The sequence below is a fragment of the Pedobacter sp. PF22-3 genome (assembly GCF_026239555.1).
Lineage (GTDB): Bacteria > Bacteroidota > Bacteroidia > Sphingobacteriales > Sphingobacteriaceae > Pedobacter.
Genome location: NZ_JAPIVP010000002.1, coordinates 1 through 23,217, shown reverse-complemented (window position 1 = coordinate 23,217; position 23,217 = coordinate 1). Strand labels below are relative to the sequence as shown.

The window sequence follows — 23,217 nt, the reverse complement described above, 5'->3', positions numbered from 1 at the left end:
TATAGTTTAAAGTCAATCAGGTATGTTAGACTTTAATTTGAGTTCAATTATTCACTGAATATAAATGGTTATCTTAAATACTATAAAGTATGCGATCATCAAGCTGAATTTATTTTACATGTAGAATAGACTCTGAAATAAATTAAGGGCGACGACCTGAAAATAAAACATTCATAAAACATTTTCAGAATAGATTATTCAGTAACCTCAACCTTTCAAAATCTTCGCTTTCTCCATATCAAATTCTTCCTGCGATAAAATTCCGGCATCCAATAGTTCCTTTAAATCCAATAAGGCCTGTTTTTTTGCAGCCATATCATTTTTTGGAGCTTCAGCAGTACTTTCTGTTGATGGTGGACTTGTAACCTGTAAATTAGAATTAGCCGCAGGGCCATATTTCAATAAGAGTTCAGTGATTTCATTAAAGCCTTTGATGTTCGAATAATCAATTGCCTTTTGCTCTTTCACATTTACGATGCAGGGATCGGCAGATTTTTCGAGCAAAAACTTAACGGCATCTTTTTTACCATTTGCTGCGGCATAATGTAATGCTGTATTTCCGCTTTCATCCTGAATATTCACGTTAGCGCCTTTTTCTATCAGCAGCTTTAACATACTTAAATGACCACTCTTGGCGGCTACATGCAACATGCTTTCGCCTCCGTAATTGTAGTTGTTATCAAAAGAGAAACTGGCCGAAATGGAAATGTTGTTGGCTGTTTCTACCCATTCCAGATACGAATACATGGAATCATCATTGCCTGAAAGTGGTTTGGCATAATTTACATCCACACCATTAGCCAAAAATAAATCGACAATTTCTTTCTGGTTATTGGCGCAGGCATACCAGATAGGGGATAAGCCATTTTTTGAAGATACAAAAACGTCTGCACCATTTTCTACCAATGTTTTGGTTAACATCCGGTTAGCATCGTAACAGGCCAGTAATAATGCCGATTCGCCAGCGTGATTAATGTGGTTGATATTGCCTCCTTTTTCGAGGATAAGCGTTACCATTGGTACATTTTTAGATTTTACCGCAAAAATCAGCGGAGAATCTCCATTTTTATTGGTGGTGTTAATATTGGCGCCAAAGTCCAGTAGTTTTTGGACAATTTCTTTATTTCTCCAGGCCGATGCGATAAGCAGGGGCGTTTCTGCCTCGTTATTTTCATTATCAACATCCAGGCCTTTATCGAGCAGCTTTTCTAGAACTTCAATCTGCCCGTTTTGGGCAGTTAAATGTAATAGACTATTGCCTTTAAGGTCTTTAATGTCAACCCTGGCGCCTTGATCCAATAAATAAAGCGCCGTTTGTTTCTGTTTTTGCAAGCAGGCAAAATAAAAAGGTGTTTCGCCATCGTGGTCTTCGTAATCTAAATCTGCACCCTGTTCGATTAAAATTTTTACCAGATCCAAATATCCATGATGTGCAGCATAATGTAGTGCAGTACGGCCTTTCTCATCCGTATAACCTACTTCTACTTCATTATTGGATAGTAAGAGTTCGGCTATTTTCCGTTTGCCGCTTTCGCAGGCAATAATAAATGACATCGACATATTTAAGATTGTTTCATGAGCAGTTCAACAGTTTTTATTTTCAGGTTATCATCCGAAGCCAGCATTAATGCTGTTTGATCCTGATCATTACTTAGCGTAGTATCCGCACCATTTTCGATCAGGAGTTTCACTTTCCGGTAAGTTTCTTTTGCTTTTTCAGGTTCGTAATTTACATTGCATGCGCAAACTTTGTGCAATAAAGTATTTCCCTGGTCATCAGTTCTGTTAATATCTACCTGTCCGCTTTCTAAAACAGCCTCCAAAATACCAGCCTTGTTTTCAGCAATTACATCTAACGGGGTTTTTTCTTTACTGTACCAGGTACTTGGCTGATATAAATCGGCACCATCATTTAGCAGTTTTTTAAGGAAGTTGATGCTGCTTTCACTGTCAGACATCATACGCACGTATTCAAACAACAATGTTTCCCCTTTTTTGTTAACCTGATCAAACGCTGGGGAATCAAAGTTGCGCAGGGTGTCATACATACTTTCACTTTGAGCATGTGCCACGGCATAAAAGAAAGCTGAATTACCGTCGCGATCGATATGGTTCGGGTCTGCACCGTTTTCTAGCAAGTGTTCGATTAAATTTTTCTTGTTAAACTTTACTGCAATAATCAAAGGGGTTTCCTGTACAATATTGCCTTCATTAATATCAACACCTTCGTTAAGCAGAATATCGATGTACCCTTTAATTAAATCGGTGGTTTGTTCATCATTCAGGTTATACCTGCGCAGATTGCTTTTTACTACCTGGTGGATGTAGTTTTCTTCGGCATTGTTTTTAAAATTAGTCGTGCATCCAGCATCAATACAGGCTTTTATTACGCCTAAACCAATTCCATTTTCGAAGAGATAGCTCAATAAAGTTTTTGCATTTACTTCATCGTTCAGGTTATCGAAGTGGCCAATAAATTCGTTGAAGAAAGCAATATCTTCATCTTCGTTGCCCAAATGGCGTACAATACTCTGGAAAATACTTTTATCAAAATTGTCGAATTCATAAATATCGGTTTCGATGGTTTTATCCTTTACCATCATATTTAGAATTTCGTACTGCTTTTCTTTGATGAGGTTATCGAAAATTGATGATTTCTGATGATCCTGTAGGTTTTTGGAGAGTTTTTCGCCGTTTTGCATTAAGCTTTTGGCTTCGTCAAATTTTCGGGCATTTAACTGTTGATCTAAGGTAGTTTCGGTCATTTCAATTAAAATTTTTAAAATAGATAGATATATTTGTTTCACGCTACAAAAGTTTAGCCAAATAGTTTGCTTAAATAAAAATTATCTGGAATGTTGCAGAGAATCAGAATGATAAAGAATGTCTTGTTAGTCTCTTATTTTTTGGAAAGCAATTGAAGTGTTCTATAGGTTAATTTCTTCCTGCTCTACCTCCTGCCATGAAAAATGGCATCCGTTCGATCAGGTTTAGCTTGGTCGTTTTACTGCTACTATGCCGGTTTTCCGTGCCACAGCCCCAAGTTTATAGCCCTGATCGGAGCGGGCATCCTGATTTTTCCATCGGGATAAAGCGGAGAGCAGGACTACCTTTAAAAATAGCGAACGACATTGCGCTCCAAGAAGAATAGATAAGCTTAATATTTACTTAATCTAATATCAACCTGCACGTTAAATAATATTACGGTTGACGTCTCTTATTTTTTGGAAAGCAATTGAAGTGTTCTATAGGTTATTTTCTTCCTGCTCTACCTTCTGCCATGAAAAATGGCATCCGTTCGATCAGGTTTAGCTTGGTCGTTTTACTGCTACTAGGCTGGTTTTCCGTGCTACATCCCCAACTTTATAGCCCTGATCGGAGCGGGCATACTGATTTTTCCATCGGGATAAAGCGGGGGAGCAGGAGTAACTTTAAATATAGTAAATGACCTGTCTTTCCCTGAAACAATAAGTATGTTATATTATTATTTCTCTATGATGAAGATTACTGATTTTTAATAAATGAATTGCTAACCCAAACCAGAAATAACATTACGATGTTCCTTAATTCATCCGATTCTTTTATCTTTAGGCGATTTTAAAAAGATTGATTTAAACCAGTCTAATAATTAAACGTAATAAGCAAAATCAATATAACATGTCAAATACATCAAAAATTATCTACACCAAAACCGATGAGGCGCCAATGTTGGCAACCTACTCACTTTTACCTATCGTACAAGCTTTTACCGCATCAGCGGGTATTGATGTAGAAACCAGAGATATTTCTTTAGCAGGAAGAATTTTGGCCAACTTTCCGGAGTATTTAAAAGACGATCAAAAAATTGGTGATGCGCTGGCAGAACTTGGTACTTTAGCTACCACTCCAGAGGCAAACATTATCAAATTACCAAATATTTCTGCTTCTATCCCACAATTGGTAGGTGCAATTACTGAGCTTCAGGCACAGGGCTTTGCTATTCCGAATTATCCTGATAATGCACAGAGTGATGAAGAAAAAGCAATAAAAGCTAAATATGCCAAAGTTTTAGGCTCGGCTGTAAACCCGGTTTTACGTGAAGGTAACTCCGATCGTAGGGCACCTAAAGCGGTTAAAAACTATGCTAAGCAAAACCCGCACTCGATGGGTAAATGGTCTGCAGATTCGAAAACCAAAGTGGCCAGTATGACTGAAGGCGATTTTTATGCTTCAGAAAAGTCTACCACTGTTGCTGAGGCAAGTCAGTTTAAAATAGAATACGTAGCTGCAGATGGTACGGTAACCGAATTAAAAGCTTTATCGCCACTAAAGGCAGGCGAGGTGATTGATAGTTCGGCGTTAAGCTTATCGGCTTTGAAAACTTTTGTAGCTAAAGAAATTACTGAAGCCAAAGCTGCTGGTGTGTTATTATCTGCACACTTAAAGGCAACTATGATGAAAGTGTCTGACCCGATTATTTTCGGAGCTATTGTTGAGGTTTATTTTGCAGATGTTTTTGCGAAATACGCAGACCTTTTCAAGGAATTAAATATTGATACCCGCAATGGTTTAGGTGATGTTTATGCTAAAATTGCAGGCAACCCTAAACAGGCTGAAGTAGAAGCTGCATTAGCACAAGCTATTGAAAATGGTCCGGCTTTGGCTATGGTAAATTCTGATAAAGGCATCACAAACTTACACGTGCCAAGTGATGTGATTGTTGATGCTTCTATGCCGGCAATGATCCGTACATCTGGCCAGATGTGGAACAAAGAGGGTAAACCTGAAGATACGATCGCTTTAATTCCAGACCGTTGTTATGCTGGTGTTTATACTGCAACCATTGATGACTGTAAAGCTAATGGAGCATTTGATGTAACTACCATTGGTTCGGTACCAAATGTGGGTTTAATGGCTCAGAAAGCTGAAGAGTATGGATCACATGATAAAACTTTCCAGGCTACTGGTTCAGGAACCATTCGCGTTACAGATGCTGATGGCAAAGTATTTTTCGACCAGAAAGTAGAAAAAGGCGATATCTTCCGCATGTGCCAAACCAAAGATGCACCCATTCAGGACTGGGTAAAATTAGCTGTAAACAGGGCACGTTTATCAGAAACCCCTGCGGTTTTCTGGTTAGATGAGCAAAGGGCACACGACAGAGAGATTATTGCAAAAGTAAATAATTATTTAAAAGATCACGATACTGCAGGTTTAGATATCCGCATTCTGGCTCCGATTGAGGCCACTAAATTTACTTTGGAGCGTATACGCAAAGGTTTAGATACCATTTCGGTTACTGGTAATGTTTTGCGTGATTATTTGACAGATTTATTCCCGATTTTAGAACTGGGAACATCTGCTAAAATGTTATCTATTGTGCCTTTAATGAATGGTGGTGGTTTGTTCGAAACCGGTGCAGGTGGTTCTGCTCCAAAGCATATTGAGCAGTTTATAGAGGAAGGTTATTTGCGTTGGGATTCGTTAGGTGAGTTCCTGGCGCTTCAAGCTTCTTTAGAGCATTTATCGCAAACCCAAAACAATGCAAAAGCCCAGGTATTGGCTGATGCTTTGGATGAGGCTAATGCTAAATTTTTGGCAACAGATAAATCGCCGGGCAGAAAATTAGGTACTATTGATAACCGCGGTTCTCACTTTTACTTAGCTTTATATTGGGCTGAAGCGTTAGCGGCTCAGAGCAAAGATGCAGATCTGAAAGCAAGATTTGCGCCATTGGCTAAAACTTTGTTAGAAAACGAAGCTAAAATTAATGAAGAGTTGATCGGCGCACAAGGCAAACCTCAAAACATTGGCGGTTACTACAACCCTAACGATGAACTGGCTAGTAAAGCTATGCGCCCTAGTGAAACATTAAATACATCTTTGGCTTCTTTGTAAGCTAAATTTGACTTGTCAACTTTGATAAACTCCTAGTATGGAAGTTGACAAATCTTAAAAAGTTTAAGCGTCCCGATATAAAATCGGGACGCTTTTTTTATGGATAGTAATCTTTAATGTGTTGGTTTATTGATAGTTGATAATCCTTTTTTAGGGATAATCGCAACAATATCCTCCATTTTTGTAAATTATTAAAAAAATTAATATCGTCCTGAAGAATAGTTTATTTTAATAAAAATCACAGTAGGATTTAATGGGAATAAACCTCCACGAGGGATCGTCATTGCGAGTAATCATCAGGGGTCTTACCTGAAAAAAATGGGCATGACGCTTTAAACTTATATGCTCTCATATGTCCTATATGGCAAAAAAAAATATATTGATTATCAGTCTTTTATATAAACGTCATTATAAGAAGTCTTTTTCAGCCGACGAAGCAGTCTTATAAGAATCATTAGCATTATAATCTGAATTCGATAATTGTTTAATTAAAAATCACTTCATAAGCGCGCCATAACTAGACGAATTCGTTATGCTGAATTCATTTTACAAGTAGAAATGATGTTTTCAATTGCCTTGTAGCTACTTCGTGGTCAGCATCTTTTAGCAAGAAAGACCCTGAAATAAATTCAGGGTGACGACAACTTTAAATTAAAAGCCGGCTTAAGCTACTAAAAAAGTAATATTAACTATCGAACTCAGGTTTATAGATTGCCAGCCTGTTGCCGGCAGGCTTCGTCGTTCTTCCTCGCAAATGACGATGTTTTGGAGTCTATCAATGATAGTCAGCCGAAGCTTCGGCAAAAGTTGACAAAGAACAAATATTTTATTTTGAATTAATAATGGTCTTCGACAGGCTCAGACCGACAATGCCTATGCTAATCCCTCGATATATGTCTTCACAGATCTAAAAAATGTATCCAAATGATTTTCATGACTTAAGTAATTATGTTCGCTTTGCATGCGTGAGGGATAGCAACGGAAAGCCCACAGCCATGAGAAACGAATGGCGAGGACTTGAAGTGTATAGCCCGACCCTTGCGCAGCTTGGGGCACGCCCTGATAATTGTAAGATTCTCTTTCAACAAACAAACCTTATCCATATCATTTTGTTATATTCATATAAATTATAGGAGACCAATACCATGGCAATTAACGAAAATAAAGGATCACAGGATAAAATACACAGCACTACAGAAAATAGCGAAATCAATAAAGAAAATCTCGCTTATGATGAAAATAAGCAGAGTTACGAGCTTGATGTAAAGGGAACGGATAAAGAATACGATCATCCGATGGGATATGAAACTGTTGCTGCAGGTGCAAGAGATGATGATTCTACATATGATGAGGCAAACCCTTATGTTGGCGATGAATATGCACGAGATGAGGAGATTGCTGAAGATAATTTAGAGGAACTTGGCATGCATGTCGATAACGGTGAAAGTGTAAAACTTAGTCCGGAGGATGAAATTCTTGCCCGTACACCAGAAGATAACCGTGATGATCTGGATGAAGAAGGTTATCCAATCAATGATTCACCAAAAGACTAAGTTACGAGTTTTCAGTTGGCATCTTTCAGTTCCCTGTATTTAAGAACTGCCAACTGAAAACTATAAACTTCAAACTGATTAGGGATTAATATCTAGATTAAACCTTCTCCTCAGTTCATCCAATTTGGGGTTTTTATTAACCAGGTAATCATACTTTTCGCGATTACCGTAAAGCCTGTTTTCTATCTTGCGCTCGGTTAACTTATAAGTAACCTCGATACCAAAATTTCTAAGTTCGTTCCGTAAGAAGTTTAAAAGTTCAACAGATTCTTGTTGTACAAGGTGTTCCTGCGTTTTACTCTCTACCGAAATTTCGATCATTTCAGGATTTAAAAGTTTTGGTGCAAAATTATTTAAGATTGTGAAAAGGTTAATCTTATCGGCAGCCTTCATTTTCTGCGTAAAGGTGTTCCATACTTCCAGCAAACGGTCGTAACTAAAAGGCTCCCGGGCTTCGCCAGTTGCTTTTTTCGGTCCCTTATCTTCTTCTTCCTTTGCGATACGATCAAAATCATTCAAAGACGGAATGAGCATACTTGTTGCATTGGTCTTTGGGATATTGATGCTGATGGAAGTTGTTGATGGGGGAGGAATGCTCACCCTCGGGCTTTCTTTCGCTTTTTCTTCTACCGGAATACCGGGCTGTACAGGGGCATTTACAGCAGGTGCTTGTACGGGAATAGTCTTTTCGCTTTCAGCTGTCAGCTTTGAACTTTCAGCCTGTTCAGCTACGACATTAGTTTTTTTTTTATCCTGATCTACGTCAGTTGCTGTGTTATTAAGGCTTAAAGGCTGTTGTGCTAAATTGACGACCGAACGGATATGGCACATTTTAATCAATGCCAACTCTACCTGTAAACGCTGGTTTTTAGAGTTTTTGTAATTTAAATCGCAGGTGTTGGCTAAATTAAGCGCTGTTAACAGAAATGATAATTCTGTTTGTCTGCACTGATCCAGGTATTTTTGTTTAATGTTTTCGCTAACTTCTAATAATTTAATGGTAGCGGCATCTTTACCTACCAATAAATTACGGAAGTGACTGGCCAAACCATTGATGAAATTGTTGCCATCAAAACCATTGTTCAAAATTTCATCGAACAGGAGCAGGGTCTGACTAACTTCTGCTGCGGTTAAATAGGAGGTAAGCTTGAAAAAATAATCGTAATCTAAAATATTGAGGTTATCGATTACTGCTTTATAAGTGATGTTCTTATTGGCATAACTGGCAATCTGATCGAACATCGAAAGCGCATCACGCAATCCACCATCAGCTTTTTGAGCAATAATGTGTAAACCATCACTTTCGAAAGCAATGTTTTCGCGTTGGGCAATGGTTGACAGGTGACTGGCGATATCTTCTACCTGGATCCGGTTGAAATCAAAAATCTGGCAACGTGATAAAATGGTTGGCAGGATTTTATGTTTCTCGGTAGTGGCCAGGATAAAAATGGCATAAGAAGGTGGTTCTTCCAATGTTTTCAGAAAGGCATTAAATGCACTTTGCGATAACATGTGAACCTCATCAATAATATAGATTTTGTACTTTCCGGCTTGCGGTGGTATTCTAACCTGCTCAATTAAACTACGGATATCATCAACAGAGTTGTTTGAAGCCGCATCTAATTCGTGCACATTAAACGAATGTCCGTTCTGGAAAGATAAACAATTGTCGCATTGGCCACAAGCTTCCATATCGGCTGTAGGGTTGGTACAGTTAATGGTTTTGGCAAGGATACGTGCGCAGGTCGTTTTACCCACTCCACGTGGCCCGCAAAATAGAAATGCCTGGGCAAGCTGATTGTTTTTAATGGCATTTTTTAACGTGCCGGTAATATGCTGCTGGCCAACAACGGTTTCGAAGGTGGCTGGGCGGTATTTACGGGCAGAAACGATAAAATTTTCCATCGGCACGAAAATAGGAAAAATTTAGGTGTTGTGAGATTGAAATGTTGGATTGTGGAAAAGTTGAAATATGATGAGACTTTTGGTTTAAAAGATGAAGCTATTTATAGCAACCAGTAAACCAGCTTGGGGTTCACAAAGGCTATATTCAAATTATCATTTATACTTCTAATTGTATACAGAGATTTGTGCACTATAAAAAGTCAGCTGGTCGTTCTAGGCATTTACTTAATCACTGATTTCAGTTCATTCCGATATTCCGAGGCACTTTTGCCCGTAAACTCCTTAAATAATTTATTAAAATGGCTAAAATTGTTAAATCCGCTTTCGTAGGAGATATTGGCAATGCTGGTTTGTTTTTCAGCCAAAAGTTTAGAGGCATGCACCACGCGGTATTCGTTTACAAAATGTGTAAATGTTTTCTTCGTAATCTTTTTAAAGTAACGGCAAAAGGACGGAACGGTCATGCTCGACATTTCGGCGATATACTGTAAGCTGATCTGTTCCTGGAAATGATCTTTTACATAGTTAAAAATCATGTTAATGCGGTCGTTATCCTGTACCTGCATTTCCATCGAAAATCCATCGGCATTTAAAATCTTATAGTCTTTTGCATGTTCGAGTTCCTTTAATACACTGAGCAAGGATAAAAGCCTTTCAAAAGGGGGCTGATCGTCCATCATTTCTATTTTATTGCCTACCGCGCGCATGGTTTCAGCGCCAAAGGCAATCCCCGCCTTCGATTTATCGAACAATTCCTGTATTCCTTTAATCTCCTGCAGGCCCAAAAAAATGCTGCCTAAAAAATCGGGTTTCATCTGGATTACCGTTTCGTTTTTATTTCCGGTATTGGTATCAGTAAAGCCGCAATGAGGAAGGTTGCTGCCAATCAGGATCAAGTCGCCTTCAGTATAATAAGAAACGTGACTGCCGATCTGTCGTTTTCCAGCTCCGCCGTTAACAAACACCATTTCAATTTCAGGATGGTAATGCCAAAGGTGGGCCATGTTATTGGCATTTTCTACATATTTAGAATAATAAAATGAACTTCCGAAAGAAGGTTCAACAACCTCAAAACTTGGCTTCATATTCTGCTAAATTATTAGGCTAAAATACATAAAAAATATGCTTTATTATGGTTTTTGTTAAAATGTGCTACTATTAAGGGTAATATAGCATAGATATTGGAAAATATGCAATCACCTATCTATCAGATGCCTCTGTACCTTAGTGATGTCATATAATGATTAACTCTTTAAAAATATTGGTTATGAAAAAGTTCTTAAAAATCGGTTTAATAGCAGCGTTGTTTTTTACTGCTACGGGTGTTCACGCTAACGATGGTGATTTTACGTTAAAAGTAAAAGGTGAAAAGGAAAAATTTATCCGTTTTTCTGTAGATAAAGCAGAAAATATTAATTTATCGCTAATTGATGCGGATGATGAAGTATTGTTTGAAGAAACCATTCATGCTTTGGCTGCTTCCAGCAAAATCTATGATCTGAACGAACTTCCTGATGGAAAGTATACGCTTAAAGCAGAATCGGATGAAAAAGTTGCTAAATACAATGTTGTGATTAAAAATGGTGAAGCAATTGTTTCTGAGCCAAAAGTATCTAATATATTCAAGCCTGTTTATACTAAAAAAGATCAGGTAATTACCCTTAACCTTGAAAACCTGGATAATAATCCGGTAGAAGTTATGGTGTATAATGAATACAATGATGTGGTTTACAATGAGGTATTCAAAGATAAATCTCAACTGGCAAAAAAATTCAATATCAGCAAAACAGATTCAAAAGAATTAACCTTTGTGGTTAAGTACAATGATGATAGTTTTGTGAAAACGATACAAACATATTAAACCTTACAGCTAATTGATATAGGGAGATTGTCGGATAGATAGTCTCCCTTTTTTATATGTTAGATGGATGATGTGAGATGCATCGTTTTCCATCTTCCATTATCCATGTTCCTTTTTACCTTATTATATTATGTCTCATAAATTCTTATTAATCGTTTGATTTTAAGAAATATATTGTTACTTTTGCATCCCCGTAATATACATCGGGATTAAAAAATTAAAAACATAATTTATAACAATGAATCAGTACGAAACTGTTATCGTTCTAACCCCGTTGTTATCTGAAGAGGCTGCGAAAGAGGCATTAGCTAAATTCAAAGCAGTTCTAACTGATAACGGAGCCGAAATTATCCAGGAAGATAATTGGGGTTTGAGAAAATTAGCGTATCCAATTGAGAAAAAATCAAATGGATTCTTCAACTTAACTGAATACAAAGCTTCAGGAGATTTGATCGCAAAATTAGAGCTTGAATTAAAACGCGATGAGCGTGTGTTACGTTTCTTAACTATCCGTTTAGACAAACACGCTGTTGCTTACAATGAGAAAAAGCGTAGTGGTGCTTTTAACAAAAAAACTAAGGAGGTTGCAGCGTAATGGCAAGAGAACAAATACAATACGTAACAGCCCCTAAAGTAGAGGATAACCGTAAAAAATATTGCCGTTTCAAGAAAAACGGAATTAAATACATCGATTACAAGGATGCAAACTTCTTGTTGAAATTCATTAACGATCAAGGTAAATTATTACCACGCCGTTTAACTGGTACTTCGTTAAAATTCCAACGTAAAGTGGCTCAGGCCGTTAAACGTGCCCGTCATATCGGTTTGTTACCTTTCGTTGCTGATCAATTAAAATAGGAGGCTAGAGATATGGAAATTATTTTAAAACAAGATATTAAAGGCCTTGGTGAGAAAGATGATGTAGTTACAGTAAAGCCAGGTTTTGGCCGTAACTATTTAATCCCTCAAGGATTTGCAGCACTAGCTACTTCTTCTGCTAAAAAAGTATTGGCAGAAAACTTAAAGCAAGCTGCTTTTAAACAAGATAAAATTAAGAAAGATGCTGAAGGTGTTGCTGAGCGTTTAGCTGATGTTAAACTTTCAATCGGTGCTAAAGCTGGCGAAAGCGGAAAAATCTTCGGAGCGGTTAACACCATCCAGATCGCTGAAGCATTAAAAGTACAAGGCTTTGATGTAGACCGTCGTCGTATTACTTTCGAAACTGAACCTAAATTTGTTGGCGAATATGTAGCTAACTTAAACTTACACAAAGAAGTTAAAGTTCAGGTTCCTTTCGAAGTAATTGCTGAATAAGCATTTCTTTAAAGAATCAATAAAAAGTCCCGATGAAAATCGGGACTTTTTTTATGGAAAATGGATAAGGTAAGCGGGATGATGGAGTGATTTACAGAGACTGATTTGTTAACCATTCGGCATATTCTGCTATACGCGTTCCCAGGTAGTACGGAAGGTTTAATAATAAATAAGACTTACCTGATGGTGTAATTGTTTTTTCTAGCTTAAACTCGCCTCCATATACTCTAATGGCAAAGGGATGTGCTGGGATATCTATGAATTGATGAAGTGATCTTAAGCTTCCCGTACTGCCCGATTTTATTTCAATCGGTATTACAATTTTTTTATAGGCATAAATTAAATCAACTTCTTGTAACAAAGTCAGGGCATTTATTTTTGTTTTTGTAACAAAGTCAACCCAAATAGTTCCATTTTTTGTAACAAAGTCAGGGTATTTATATTGTCAATTAGTAATTAATAATATAAAATAGGCTAACATGAAGTTAAATTAGCAAAGTCTACAGGAAGCAATTAACGCTTCCCGTAGTAAAAAATAAGAATAATTTGTTCATGTCGTAGAATTAACTAGATCTTCCATCTCAGATCTTCTACCCTTACTATCCTTTTGGTGTTGTTGGTCTGATTTCTATCTTGCTCGGTAAAGTCCGGGCTGGCATGGCCAATAAATCAACAATCAGTTTGCCCATGTCTTCTGGCTGGATTTTCCAGGCATCATCTTCAGTATTGGGTTGGTGATCGTTGAAATGGCTCGCTACCGATCCTGGCATAATGGTACTTACCTTTACGCCATACTTTCTTAAATCAAGCATAACCGATTGCGTAAAACCTGTTAAGCCGAATTTACTGGCATTATAAGCCGATCCTCCTGCAAAGAAGTTTGTACCTGCCAAACTGGAAATGGTAAAAATATGCCCCTTAGTCTTTTTGATTTCCTCAACAGAGGCTTTGATGCTGTAGAAAACACCAGTTAAATTGGTGTCAATGGTTTCTTTCCATAAATTAATGTCCAATTCATCAACTGGTGCAAAATGACCAATTCCTGCATTGGCAATGAGTACATCCAATTGTCCCCATTTTTCGATGATCAGATTTACAGCATCCTGCTGAGATTTAAAATCTACAACATCTGCTTCAATAGCCAACACATCACCATGTGTTACCAACTGAGCTGCCGCTTGATTTGCGCTGGCAATCGTTCTGCTTGTAATGGCTACTTTATAGCCTTCATTTAAAAGTGATTCGGCAATGCCGAAACCAATTCCTTTGCTTCCGCCTGTAATTAATGCAACTTTCATGTTCTCTTAACGTATATCTGTTAAAAATGTTTACTTAGATTTTGAAGTGGCTGGTATAGGAAGCTGTCTGATTTCGATATCTTTAAAATCGACAGGTTGCCCTTCGCTTTGTAAAGCAATAAAACCAGATTTAAGTACTTTGCCATCTATTTTAATTTTCGGGTCATAACGGTTGGCCACATCTCCGCCAATTTGGGGTTTGCTATATTGTAGCACCGTATCGCCATTGATAATGTGTGTAACCAATGAATCGCCTAATACGATCAATTCTGCAGATACCCATTGGTCGCCGTCGTATGTTTTAGATTTAGAGTCCAGGCAATGCCCGTCATACAACTTTCCTTGATAAAAAATATCAGTACCCGGTGAGCACATATTTCCTGTTGGGCGGGGCCGACCATCGCTCAAACCACCTAAAAACTGCATTTCGATTGAAATTGGCCAGTCTTGTTCCTTGGGCATCGTTTTAGGATCCTGGGAATGGAACATCACACCACTATTGCGTAACGTATAACCAGGTGCGCCTTTTTGCAATTCGCCTACGAAACGGTATTTTAACTTTAAATGATAATATGAAAAAGGTGTTTTATAATAAAGGTGGCCGAACTGATCATTAAAATCGCCATATTGATCATACCGCACCTTAATAATGCCATCTTCAACCCTAAAAGTATTGCCGTAATTTACATTGTAATCGTGGTGATGGATTTTAACATTCCAATCCTTAATGTCTTTACCATTAAAAAGTGTGATCCACTTTTCTGATTGGTTATTAATGTTTTTAGTGGTGCTGCAGCCCCATAAGCTAAGGGCAAGAAATAGGTAGGTAAGTTTTTTCATTTGGTTAATGATTCGTGGTTCCAATATTCGGTTTTTCTTGTGGTTAGAGAATGAGAACAGTTGATTCTCAGTGTTGGTCTAAAATACATAAACAAACTTATTTATCAGCAAAAATAACCCTGTTATGTGTATTTGCTGAATATCAATATCGGCGCAATAAAGGCCGTCATTGTCGCTTCATTTTCCATCTCTTTAATTACCTTTGCGCTTATGGCAAAAACGCGGGCAACCAAGACCAAAAGCAGATCAAAACATCCTCTGCTAAAGAAGATTACCAATGTGGCTACAAAAGTATTTATATATTTTTTATTGGTTTCTGTGTTTTGGGTCATTGCACTTCGTTTCATCAATCCACCTATTACCCTTTTAATGGTACTGCGGAACATTGAGCGTAAAGCGGATGGAAAACCTTTTAAAACAGAAAAAAAATGGGTCAAATTTGATGATATTTCTGATAATATGAAAAGGGCTGCAGTTTCTGCAGAAGATCAACTTTTTTTGACACATATTGGTTTTGATATGAAAGCTATTGAAAAAGCTTTTGCCAGTAACGCCAAAGGGAAAAAGGTAAAGGGTGGAAGTACAATTTCGCAACAAACGGCTAAAAATGTTTTTCTTTGGCCCGGCCGATCATGGATCAGAAAAGGTTTTGAAGCTTATTTTACTTTACTCATAGAACTGTTTTGGAGTAAAGAAAGAATATTGGAAGTTTACCTGAACGTAATCGAAATGGGCGATGGAATTTATGGTGCCGAGGCCGCTGCACAGGCGTATTATGGTAAATCCTGTACAAAACTGACCAAGAAACAAGCCGCTTTAATTGCTTCCTGTTTTCCAAACCCCAGAAGGTGGACACCCAAAAATGCAACCCCATACATCAGGCACCGCCAATACCTGATTTTAAGAAATATGAACAGGTTAGGGCCGCTTGATTTTTAGTCAACAGTCCAAAGTCCTTAGTCTTCAGCCCATTTATCGACTAAGGATTCTGGACTTCAGACTTGGGACTAAAACTAGTCATGATCCTTATTCCACCTGATCTTTATCCCTCCTTTTTCATCATCAATCGCTTTTAAATGCAATACGATGCCACGCATACGGGCTTCTCTTTTTTCTGATTTATTCAGGTTCTCATCACCCTTTGGATTTCTGAGTGGAATGTCCATCTGTACATTTGTGCCATTTCCTAAAGCATAAGTACCTTTTACGTTAAAGTTTAAAGCACTTGAATTGATCTGCATCGGACTGATTTCTACCTTATCGCCATGGATATTAAGGGTTCCATCAAGGTTTTTGATTTCTACATTTGATAGGTTCCTGTTGGCAAAAGCAAATTTCCCTACCTTAACCATCGGCTCGAAATTAACCAATGCAGCATTGTTTAGATTGAACACTACTTTGCCATTGATTGATCTTGGCATAATTTTTCCTGCGTGCGATATCTTACCCGAAATGCTAACCAACGATGATAAATAACCTTTTAAATTTTTGTTGGTTATGGTATTTTGACCGAAGTTATCAAACGAATAAAAGAAGTCTTTTACGCTTACATGGCTAATCTTAGAATTCACCTTAAAGGTATTTGAGGCAGCTTCCTGCATAATATTCCCATCAAGTGATAACTGACCGCCAGCATGCATGACACTTATTTTGTTAAAGAATATACCTCCACCACGTAAAGAGATGTCAGCATCCAGGTTTTTGGCCAGGAAATTATCATAAATGGCTTTGTCTACGGTTAAACGGATGTTCATTTTGGAGAGCTCCAGCACATTGCTCAGCTCTTTAGAAACGACTTGTTTATTACTACTCGGCTTTTTCTTGGCCGTTCTTGGTCCTAAGAAAGGTAAAAACTCTTTTAGGTAGAGCTGAGGGCTCGACATTTTTAAATTCACCAATATTTTTTCCGGAGCGGTATAATACAGGTTGGCAAAATTGGCGATGCTACAGCTTACATTAAGTTCGCTTTTGCCCAATTGGAAATGCCCATTCTGTATGGATAAATCATTTTGGTTGAAATCTATATTTAAGGCACTTCTTACCAGATGGAGTTTTCTCGGGATGTAAAGAATGTCGGCATCGGCAATCTGTATTTTACCGGAAACAACGGGTTTGGTAAACCTGAAATTATCAATATCAGCCTTGCAATATAACCTTAAGTTGGCTGTTCCGTTTTTAAATTCAAAATCGTTTGTGCCTAATGAATTGTTTAAGTTAGTTAACGGGAATTGCGAGGTTACTAATCCGGTGGCAATCGGACGAGCTAAATTGTTTACCGTGAAGGTGTCTATTTTAAGCGGCGCATTGAAATATTTTGCCGTGAGCCTATGGAATTTGATAGACGAGTTTTCGTCGCCAATAATGCCGCCAATGGTATCACGATTAGTAAAGGATCCATCAAAATTACAGGCTGTTAATTTGCCTGCCGGAATAGAAACCACATTATCTCTCACGGTTATGCCTACTTTGATCAATGGATCTCCATATTTTCCTGATCCGTCGTCAACGATATTTCCCCTGATATTAATCGGTTTTTCAATGCCAAATTTCAGAAGTTTTGAGGAGATGTTAGGTGATAGAAGTAAAGCAACATCTCTGAACAAAATATCATCAACAGCAATGCTAATGGCAAAAGCAGATTTAGCCAATTCTATTTTGGCGCCGATTTTAAAAGGGTGACCGCCAATGTTCAGTATTTCGGGACTCAGTATAATCGCATCCAGATCACGGCTATAATGTGCCTTTAAGGTTCCTTCTAAAGTTTTATCTTTCAAAAAGCTACCTTTACGTGTATTAAAGGCAAAGCTGTTTACTTTAGTCTGTAACTTAATTTTACCTGTCCAGCCACTATCCGGGTATTCCATTCTGCCCTGAATCTGATCGATGTTAAAATTGAACAGTTTAAATCTTTTCTTATTGTCCAATACCAAACTTACCTGGTTAAAATCAATCTTTTTAACTTCCAGCGCGGAGGATTTTGGCGATGATTTTTTATCGGTTTTAGGCTTGCTTTTAAAAATACTGGTGTTGCTATAACCTGTAGAATCGGTATAGATATAAATGGAAGCATTATTGATGGCAATCTGCTTAATATTGATATTGCCTACAATAAGCGAGAGTACATTTAAGGATACATCAATATCCTGTGCTTTTAACAGATCGTGTTTATGCTGCGCCCATAAACTATCCCTTAACAAAACGCCATTTAACGAAACAGAAACACCCGGAAAGCTTTTTAGCAGCGTTGGCTCCATGCTGGCAGCGGTAATCTGACCGTTTAAATTTTTATTCAGTTGCGAAAGGATAGAAGCCAATACTTCTTTTTTATTTCTACTGATGTAAAAAGCGCCTGCCAACCAGGTTAAGATAATCAGGATAACTAAAACCGATACGATTTTTAAAGAGATTTTAAGCCAGCGCTTCATACACATTATTTGATTTAAGCAATATAATGTTTTTTGTTAGCTAATTGTTTGGCTTACAATAAAAAATAGCTGCAATAGGAGCAGCTCTAATAAATCAATTTAGCCTAAAAGTGATTCCAGGTCAGGATGGTATTGTGAGGTGAGGAAATGTGTAATGGTGAAATCGGCCAATCGGTGTTTATAAAAGGGGTCTTCCATCAGAATTTTCTTTAATTCAGCCTCATCTTTAGCCAGGGCCAAAATAATTCCACCTGTTCGGGGTACCTTTCTGCCCGAAGCCACAAAAATATTTTTCTTATAGTATTTCTTTAAATACTGCACGTGGGCTTCCATATGCGCATCTAACTCGGTTAGCGGAACAATATATTTAAGATCTACTATGAACATGGGTTTACAATAAATGTGCAAAGACTGTAGAATGCCAGCTGTTTTTAAAAGGAACTTCCCACTTCGTTTCAAGCTCAGCCAGGTTTTGAACCATATTGTTAAATACAATCGTTTCTGGCGTGACCTGTTTTATATTGACCAGAGTTTCAAAGTCTTCCTTACTGTTTACCACCACTTCTTCATTTACTTTATAGGCAATGTTAAAACGGTTAAAAAGATCTACATGGTATTCCTGCTCAATTTCTTTAATGAGGCGAACGGAGCTATCAATAGAGCAACCGGTAACACCCGCCTGACTTTCATCTACGGTTAGGATAATAAAAAAGCCATAACGGATTTCTGCTTTTGCAAGCAATTCATTTCCGTGTGCTTTCCACTGGTTAGTAAAAGCTGCCAATTTGTTTAAGATCTCAGTTTCTTCAGTAGAAGTAAATTTGCGATCGCTCTGGTATATCCAAACTCTTGATTGTGGAGAAAAACTCATATACAAATTTACGATTTTAATTAAATTGCTATGTTTAAAACGCTAACCCGATGAAAAAGTTTACACGCTGCTTGAAAATGTCCCTAATTCCGGCTTTTTGTATGTCTTTATGTGCTTTTTCCGATCCCGAATCCATGGAGCAGTGCGCCAGCTATCTCCATAAAACATTTACCGATCATTATGATAACAGCCAGGAAAGTGATCGGATAAAGCGCTACGAGCTAAATGTTACCAACAATGGCTTTTGCCGTTATAAGCGATATTTTAATAACGGTAAAACTGAGTATTTCGCATTCAAGCTGTCGAAATTTAAAGATCTGGATTACTATGGTACAACCACTTCGGGTAAATTATATATTCATACCAAAGGGGATGATGTTATTGTGCAGACTTATAAAGACAGGGGAGGCGATGTTGATTCGATGGCTACACAGGTCGTTATTCCTGTAAAAAATATGGAGGCAGAAGATTTAAATCTCATCCGCGATAACCTGAATAGAATTAATCTCTAAAAGAGCTCATTTCAGAGACATTTTCAATTCAAAGTCGTCACCCTGAATTTATTTCAGGGTCTTTCCTGTTAAAAGATGCTGACCACGAAGTAGCTACAAGGCAATTGAAAACATCATTTCTACTTGTAAAATAAATTCAGCAAAACGAATAACGCTAAATCATTCACTTTTAAAGCACTATTTTTAGCAAATAATTATCGAATTCAGGTTATTAAGTTTGTCGATTTTTTTGGAGCGCAGGGTTATCCGCATTTATTAAGCTTTGTCCTGCTCTCCGCTTTATCCCGATGAAAAAATCGTGGATGCCGCTCCGATCAGGGCTATAAACTTAGTGCTGTGACACGGAAAACCGGCATAGTAGCAGAGAATAGTCAAACTAAACCTGATCGAACGGATGCCATTTTTCATGGCAGGAGGTAGAGCAGGATGAAATTAACCTATGGAAAACTGCAATTGCTTTCCTAAAAAATAAGAAACCATTACACCGTAATGTTGGCTGCGATGCATAAATAAAATATTAAAATTGTTGGTTGTTTTTTGGAGCGCAGGGTTATCCGCATTTTTTAAGGTTTGTCCTGCTCTTCGCTTTATCCCGATGAAAAAATCGGGGATGCCGCTCCGATCAGGGCTATAAACTTAGGGCTGTGGTACGGAAAACTGGCCTAGTAGAGAAAAGATCAACTACCAAGAGAATAAGAATACAAAGATTAGTGCTTTTGTGAATATATTAGCGGCCAAAAAATGAACCATTTAAGACCATAAGTTATGCATAAGCTCAACGCCTCATATGTTCTATATGGCAAAAAACATAGTAAAGTAAGACCCTGAAACAAGTTCAGGGTGAAGGACCAAGCACGTGACTATGATCCGAGAGCTATTGGATGAGGCTCACCGATTTAAGCATTAGTTTTTATCAACTATGGTATGCTTGCTTGTTTCACAGGTTTCATCGGTAGCGTAATCGAGAAATCTTTAAACTTTTCTGTAACATAGTTCAAAGATCTCTCCATTTCGCTGCGCTTCAGTCGAGATGACAATCTTTCTATTGGAGTCTGTCATTGATAGCTTGTCGACGGATCTGTTTAATTACAGATTTATACGTTTCGAGAGGCTCCACGTGACAGATCGAATAGAGATTAACGCTTATGATACCGCTTTTTATTAAGTCAATCTAAAATGATTGTTACAAGCCGTTTGCCCTTGCGGTAATCTCTGCAATATCCAATACCTTCACTTCCTGTTCTTTATCTTTTAACTTAATACCGTCACTTAACATCGTCATACAGAACGGGCAACCTGCTGCAATAACCTGTGGATTGGTTTCTAAAGCCTCATCAACACGTTCGACATTGATGTCTTTATTTCCTTTTTCTGGTTCTTTAAACATCTGTGCGCCACCTGCACCGCAACATAAGCCATTACTTTTGCAGCGTTTCATTTCTACCAACTGCGCATCAAGTACCTCTAAAGCTTTTCTAGGCGCTTCGTAAATTCCATTCCCGCGACCCAGATAACATGGATCATGGTAAGTTATTTTTTTGCCTTTGAAACTTTCGCCACCTTCGGCTTTGAGTTTCCCCTCGTTAATTAAATCTTGAATCAGTTGCGTGTGGTGGATCACTTCATAAGTGCCGCCTAAACCGGGATATTCATTTTTAATGGTATTGAAGCAATGCGGACAGCCTGTTACGATTTTTTTAATGTTATAAGCATTCAAAACTTCGATATTGGTCATGGCCTGCATCTGGAAAAGGAATTCATTGCCGGCTCTTTTGGCAGGATCTCCGGTGCAGCTTTCTTCTGTTCCTAAAACAGCATATTTAATACCTACATGATGTAAGATTTTACAAATGTCGCGGGTAATTTTCTGCGCTCTTTCATCGTAACTTCCAGCGCAGCCTACCCAAAATAATATTTCTGGTTCTTCACCTGCGGCCATTAACTCGGCCATTGTAGGGACTTTAAATTCCATTTGTCTATTATCTAGTATCAAGTATGAAGTATCGGGTATCAAGACTCGATGTAATTATTTTTAATTCATTGTCAACTGAAAACTGTCAATTGCTAACTTTCCTGTGCCCAGTTAAAACGATCAGCTGGAGAATATTTCCAAGGTGCCTGGTTATTCTCAATATTGCCCAGCATCGCATTAATACTTCCGGGTGCCTGCGATTCTTCCATCACAGCAAAACGGCGCAGCTCCATAATAATCTGTAATGGATCAATATTTACCGGGCAGGCCTCTACGCATGCATTACAACTGGTGCAGGCCCAGATCTCTTCTCTGCTGATGTAATCGTCAAGTAGTGATTTCCCATCCTGATGTTCTGCACCATGTTTGTCAATATTCTGGCCCACTTCGGTAATCCGGTCGCGGGTATCCATCATAATTTTTCTTGGCGATAAAAGTTTACCTGTAATATTTGCCGGGCATACAGAAGTACATCTTCCGCATTCGGTACAGGTATACGCATTCATTAGGTTTACCCAGCTTAAATCGGTTACATCTTTAGCGCCAAATTTACCCGGTTCGGTTTCAGCAGGAACAAAAGAAGGATCGAGCATTGCTTTTACCTCATTGGTAACCGAGGCCATATTGGTAAACTCCCCTTTAGGTTCCAGATTGGAAAAGTAGGTGTTTGGGAAAGCAAAAAGAATATGAAAATGTTTTGAATAGGGCAGGTAATTTAAGAATGCCAAAATACCTATGATGTGGAACCACCAACAGCTGCGTTCTATTATTACTAAAGCGCTTTCTGATGATGGCAGGATGTTCATTAAATACTGGCTTACTGGAAATGCGCCGGCATTAACATAATGGCTGGCGCCTAAAAGCTGTAGTTTTGAATCTGCTGCATTCATGAACAAAAAAGCACTCATTAATAAAATCTCGGTTATGAGAATATAGTTGGCATCAGATTTTGGCCAGCTTTTCATCTCTACGCCACTAAAGCGTTTAAGTTTTAGTATGTTTCTTCGGACAAGAAAAATAGCACAGGAGACCCAAACTGTAAAGGCCAGGATTTCGAAAGAGCCGATCAGAAAGTTATAAAGACCACCCAGACCATTAAAAATGCGGTGTGTGCCGAACAAGCCATCAATCATGATTTCCAACACTTCGATGTTGATAATGACGAAGCCGATGTAAACAAAAAAGTGGAGAAAGGCAGGGATAGGGCGAACAACCATTTTAGATTGCCCGAAAGCCACCTGAATCATGGTCATTAATCTTTTTTGCGGTTGATCTTGTCGATTAACCGGTTTGCCTAAGCGGATGTTGCGAATTATTTTACGCAAGTTAACTGTAAACAGCGCAATTGCTGCAAGCGTAAGTACTAGAAAAAGGATCTGTGCTACCATGCAATATTAGATTGTAATGCTAAAATAGGATATTAATCTAAATAAATTACTATGCATGCATAAAAAAATAATAAAAATATTTGTTTGTATTCATTCTAAAAAACGATTATGTCCCGCTTTTTTAAAAATAAAAAATTAATTAATTGATAATCAGCGTTACAATGAAATAATCGAAAAAAAGTTTTGCTTTTGAAAAAAGAACACTACATTTGCAATCCCAAACGGATGGTGCCATAGCTCAGTCGGTAGAGCAAAGGACTGAAAATCCTTGTGTCCCTGGTTCGAATCCAGGTGGCACCACTTCCAAAAGCCTTTCAGCAATGAAAGGCTTTTTTGGTTTTACGGGATTATTATTGAAATTGCCCTGGTTTATTTATTTGCAACAGATTACATCATAATAT

General features: G+C 38.0%; 21 protein-coding genes and 1 tRNA gene. 9 read left to right on the top strand and 13 right to left on the bottom strand.

Annotation, left to right across the window (positions count from 1 at the left end; translation table 11 throughout):
* Positions 1-207: 207 nt before the first annotated feature.
* On the bottom strand, positions 208-1,560 hold the full coding sequence (locus OQX63_RS03225; protein WP_265849447.1) for an ankyrin repeat domain-containing protein: 1,353 nt from the start codon (positions 1,558-1,560) through the stop codon (positions 208-210).
* A 2-nt stretch (positions 1,561-1,562) separates the two neighbouring features.
* Positions 1,563-2,807 (bottom strand): ankyrin repeat domain-containing protein, encoded by a 1,245-nt coding sequence (locus OQX63_RS03220; protein ID WP_265849446.1) that lies wholly within the window; start codon positions 2,805-2,807, stop codon positions 1,563-1,565.
* A gap of 850 nt (positions 2,808-3,657) precedes the next feature.
* Here OQX63_RS03220 and OQX63_RS03215 point away from each other — a divergent pair.
* Together OQX63_RS03215 and OQX63_RS03210 are read left to right on the top strand one after the other, a co-directional pair.
* Positions 3,658-5,877 (top strand): NADP-dependent isocitrate dehydrogenase, encoded by a 2,220-nt coding sequence (locus tag OQX63_RS03215; protein WP_265849445.1) that lies wholly within the window; start codon positions 3,658-3,660, stop codon positions 5,875-5,877.
* Between the two features lie 1,145 nt (positions 5,878-7,022).
* Positions 7,023-7,430: a hypothetical protein gene (locus OQX63_RS03210; RefSeq protein WP_265849444.1), complete on the top strand. Its 408-nt coding sequence runs from the start codon at positions 7,023-7,025 to the stop codon at positions 7,428-7,430.
* A 78-nt stretch (positions 7,431-7,508) separates the two neighbouring features.
* On the opposite strand, the gene OQX63_RS03205 is transcribed toward OQX63_RS03210, so the two are convergent.
* Together OQX63_RS03205 and OQX63_RS03200 are read right to left on the bottom strand one after the other, a co-directional pair.
* The gene (locus tag OQX63_RS03205; RefSeq protein ID WP_265849443.1) at positions 7,509-9,335 is read right to left on the bottom strand and encodes a DNA polymerase III subunit gamma/tau; all 1,827 of its coding nucleotides are present in this window, start codon (positions 9,333-9,335) and stop codon (positions 7,509-7,511) included.
* Between the two features lie 221 nt (positions 9,336-9,556).
* Entirely contained in the window at positions 9,557-10,420 is an 864-nt protein-coding gene (locus OQX63_RS03200; protein ID WP_265849442.1) for an AraC family transcriptional regulator, read from the bottom strand.
* 182 nt (positions 10,421-10,602) lie between these two features.
* Between OQX63_RS03200 and OQX63_RS03195 the strand changes: the two genes are divergently transcribed.
* The 4 genes from OQX63_RS03195 (at position 10,603) to rplI (ending at position 12,510) form a co-directional block, all read left to right on the top strand.
* On the top strand, positions 10,603-11,196 hold the full coding sequence (locus tag OQX63_RS03195) for a hypothetical protein (protein ID WP_265849441.1): 594 nt from the start codon (positions 10,603-10,605) through the stop codon (positions 11,194-11,196).
* Positions 11,197-11,434: 238 nt separating this feature from the next.
* Positions 11,435-11,791, top strand: a complete 357-nt coding sequence (rpsF, locus tag OQX63_RS03190) for a 30S ribosomal protein S6 (protein WP_086545075.1) — start codon at positions 11,435-11,437, stop codon at positions 11,789-11,791.
* Positions 11,791-12,054 carry a 30S ribosomal protein S18 gene (rpsR, locus tag OQX63_RS03185; protein ID WP_010599582.1) on the top strand — a complete coding sequence of 88 codons (264 nt, stop codon included), beginning with the start codon at positions 11,791-11,793 and terminating at the stop codon, positions 12,052-12,054. Before rpsF ends, rpsR begins: the two co-directional genes overlap by 1 nt.
* Positions 12,055-12,066: 12 nt before the next feature.
* Entirely contained in the window at positions 12,067-12,510 is a 444-nt protein-coding gene (rplI, locus tag OQX63_RS03180; RefSeq protein WP_265849440.1) for a 50S ribosomal protein L9, read from the top strand.
* 91 nt (positions 12,511-12,601) lie between these two features.
* On the opposite strand, the gene OQX63_RS03175 is transcribed toward rplI, so the two are convergent.
* From OQX63_RS03175 to OQX63_RS03160, 4 genes are all read right to left on the bottom strand, one after another.
* Entirely contained in the window at positions 12,602-12,871 is a 270-nt protein-coding gene (locus OQX63_RS03175) for a hypothetical protein (RefSeq protein ID WP_265849439.1), read from the bottom strand.
* Between the two features lie 238 nt (positions 12,872-13,109).
* Positions 13,110-13,808 (bottom strand): SDR family oxidoreductase, encoded by a 699-nt coding sequence (locus OQX63_RS03170; RefSeq protein ID WP_265849438.1) that lies wholly within the window; start codon positions 13,806-13,808, stop codon positions 13,110-13,112.
* A gap of 30 nt (positions 13,809-13,838) precedes the next feature.
* Positions 13,839-14,648, bottom strand: coding sequence for a 3-keto-disaccharide hydrolase (locus OQX63_RS03165; protein WP_265849437.1), 810 nt, complete (start codon positions 14,646-14,648; stop codon positions 13,839-13,841).
* 122 nt (positions 14,649-14,770) lie between these two features.
* A complete protein-coding gene (locus OQX63_RS03160; protein WP_265849807.1) occupies positions 14,771-14,995 on the bottom strand; it encodes a hypothetical protein in 225 nt (74 codons plus the stop codon).
* Between OQX63_RS03160 and mtgA the strand changes: the two genes are divergently transcribed.
* Positions 14,928-15,587, top strand: coding sequence for a monofunctional biosynthetic peptidoglycan transglycosylase (mtgA, locus tag OQX63_RS03155; protein ID WP_265849803.1), 660 nt, complete (start codon positions 14,928-14,930; stop codon positions 15,585-15,587). The two genes, OQX63_RS03160 and mtgA, sit on opposite strands and share 68 nt — an antisense overlap.
* Before the next feature lie 74 nt (positions 15,588-15,661).
* Here the strand turns inward: mtgA and OQX63_RS03150 are convergent, their stop codons facing one another.
* From OQX63_RS03150 to OQX63_RS03140, 3 genes are all read right to left on the bottom strand, one after another.
* Positions 15,662-18,073 (bottom strand): AsmA family protein, encoded by a 2,412-nt coding sequence (locus tag OQX63_RS03150; RefSeq protein ID WP_265849436.1) that lies wholly within the window; start codon positions 18,071-18,073, stop codon positions 15,662-15,664.
* Positions 18,074-18,172: 99 nt separating this feature from the next.
* The gene (locus tag OQX63_RS03145; protein ID WP_138820569.1) at positions 18,173-18,460 is read right to left on the bottom strand and encodes a YciI family protein; all 288 of its coding nucleotides are present in this window, start codon (positions 18,458-18,460) and stop codon (positions 18,173-18,175) included.
* Positions 18,461-18,464: 4 nt separating this feature from the next.
* On the bottom strand, positions 18,465-18,944 hold the full coding sequence (locus tag OQX63_RS03140) for an ABC transporter ATPase (protein ID WP_265849435.1): 480 nt from the start codon (positions 18,942-18,944) through the stop codon (positions 18,465-18,467).
* Positions 18,945-18,994: 50 nt separating this feature from the next.
* On the opposite strand from OQX63_RS03140, the gene OQX63_RS03135 reads away from it, so the two are divergent.
* A complete protein-coding gene (locus OQX63_RS03135; RefSeq protein WP_265849434.1) occupies positions 18,995-19,456 on the top strand; it encodes a hypothetical protein in 462 nt (153 codons plus the stop codon).
* Between the two features lie 1,183 nt (positions 19,457-20,639).
* Here the strand turns inward: OQX63_RS03135 and OQX63_RS03130 are convergent.
* Both OQX63_RS03130 and OQX63_RS03125 read right to left on the bottom strand, forming a co-directional pair.
* Positions 20,640-21,428, bottom strand: a complete 789-nt coding sequence (locus tag OQX63_RS03130; protein ID WP_265849433.1) for a (Fe-S)-binding protein — start codon at positions 21,426-21,428, stop codon at positions 20,640-20,642.
* 92 nt (positions 21,429-21,520) lie between these two features.
* On the bottom strand, positions 21,521-22,816 hold the full coding sequence (locus OQX63_RS03125; RefSeq protein ID WP_265849432.1) for a (Fe-S)-binding protein: 1,296 nt from the start codon (positions 22,814-22,816) through the stop codon (positions 21,521-21,523).
* 227 nt (positions 22,817-23,043) lie between these two features.
* On the opposite strand from OQX63_RS03125, the gene OQX63_RS03120 reads away from it, so the two are divergent.
* Positions 23,044-23,116: transfer RNA gene (locus OQX63_RS03120), tRNA-Phe, on the top strand.
* The last annotated feature ends 101 nt before the right edge of the window (positions 23,117-23,217 follow it).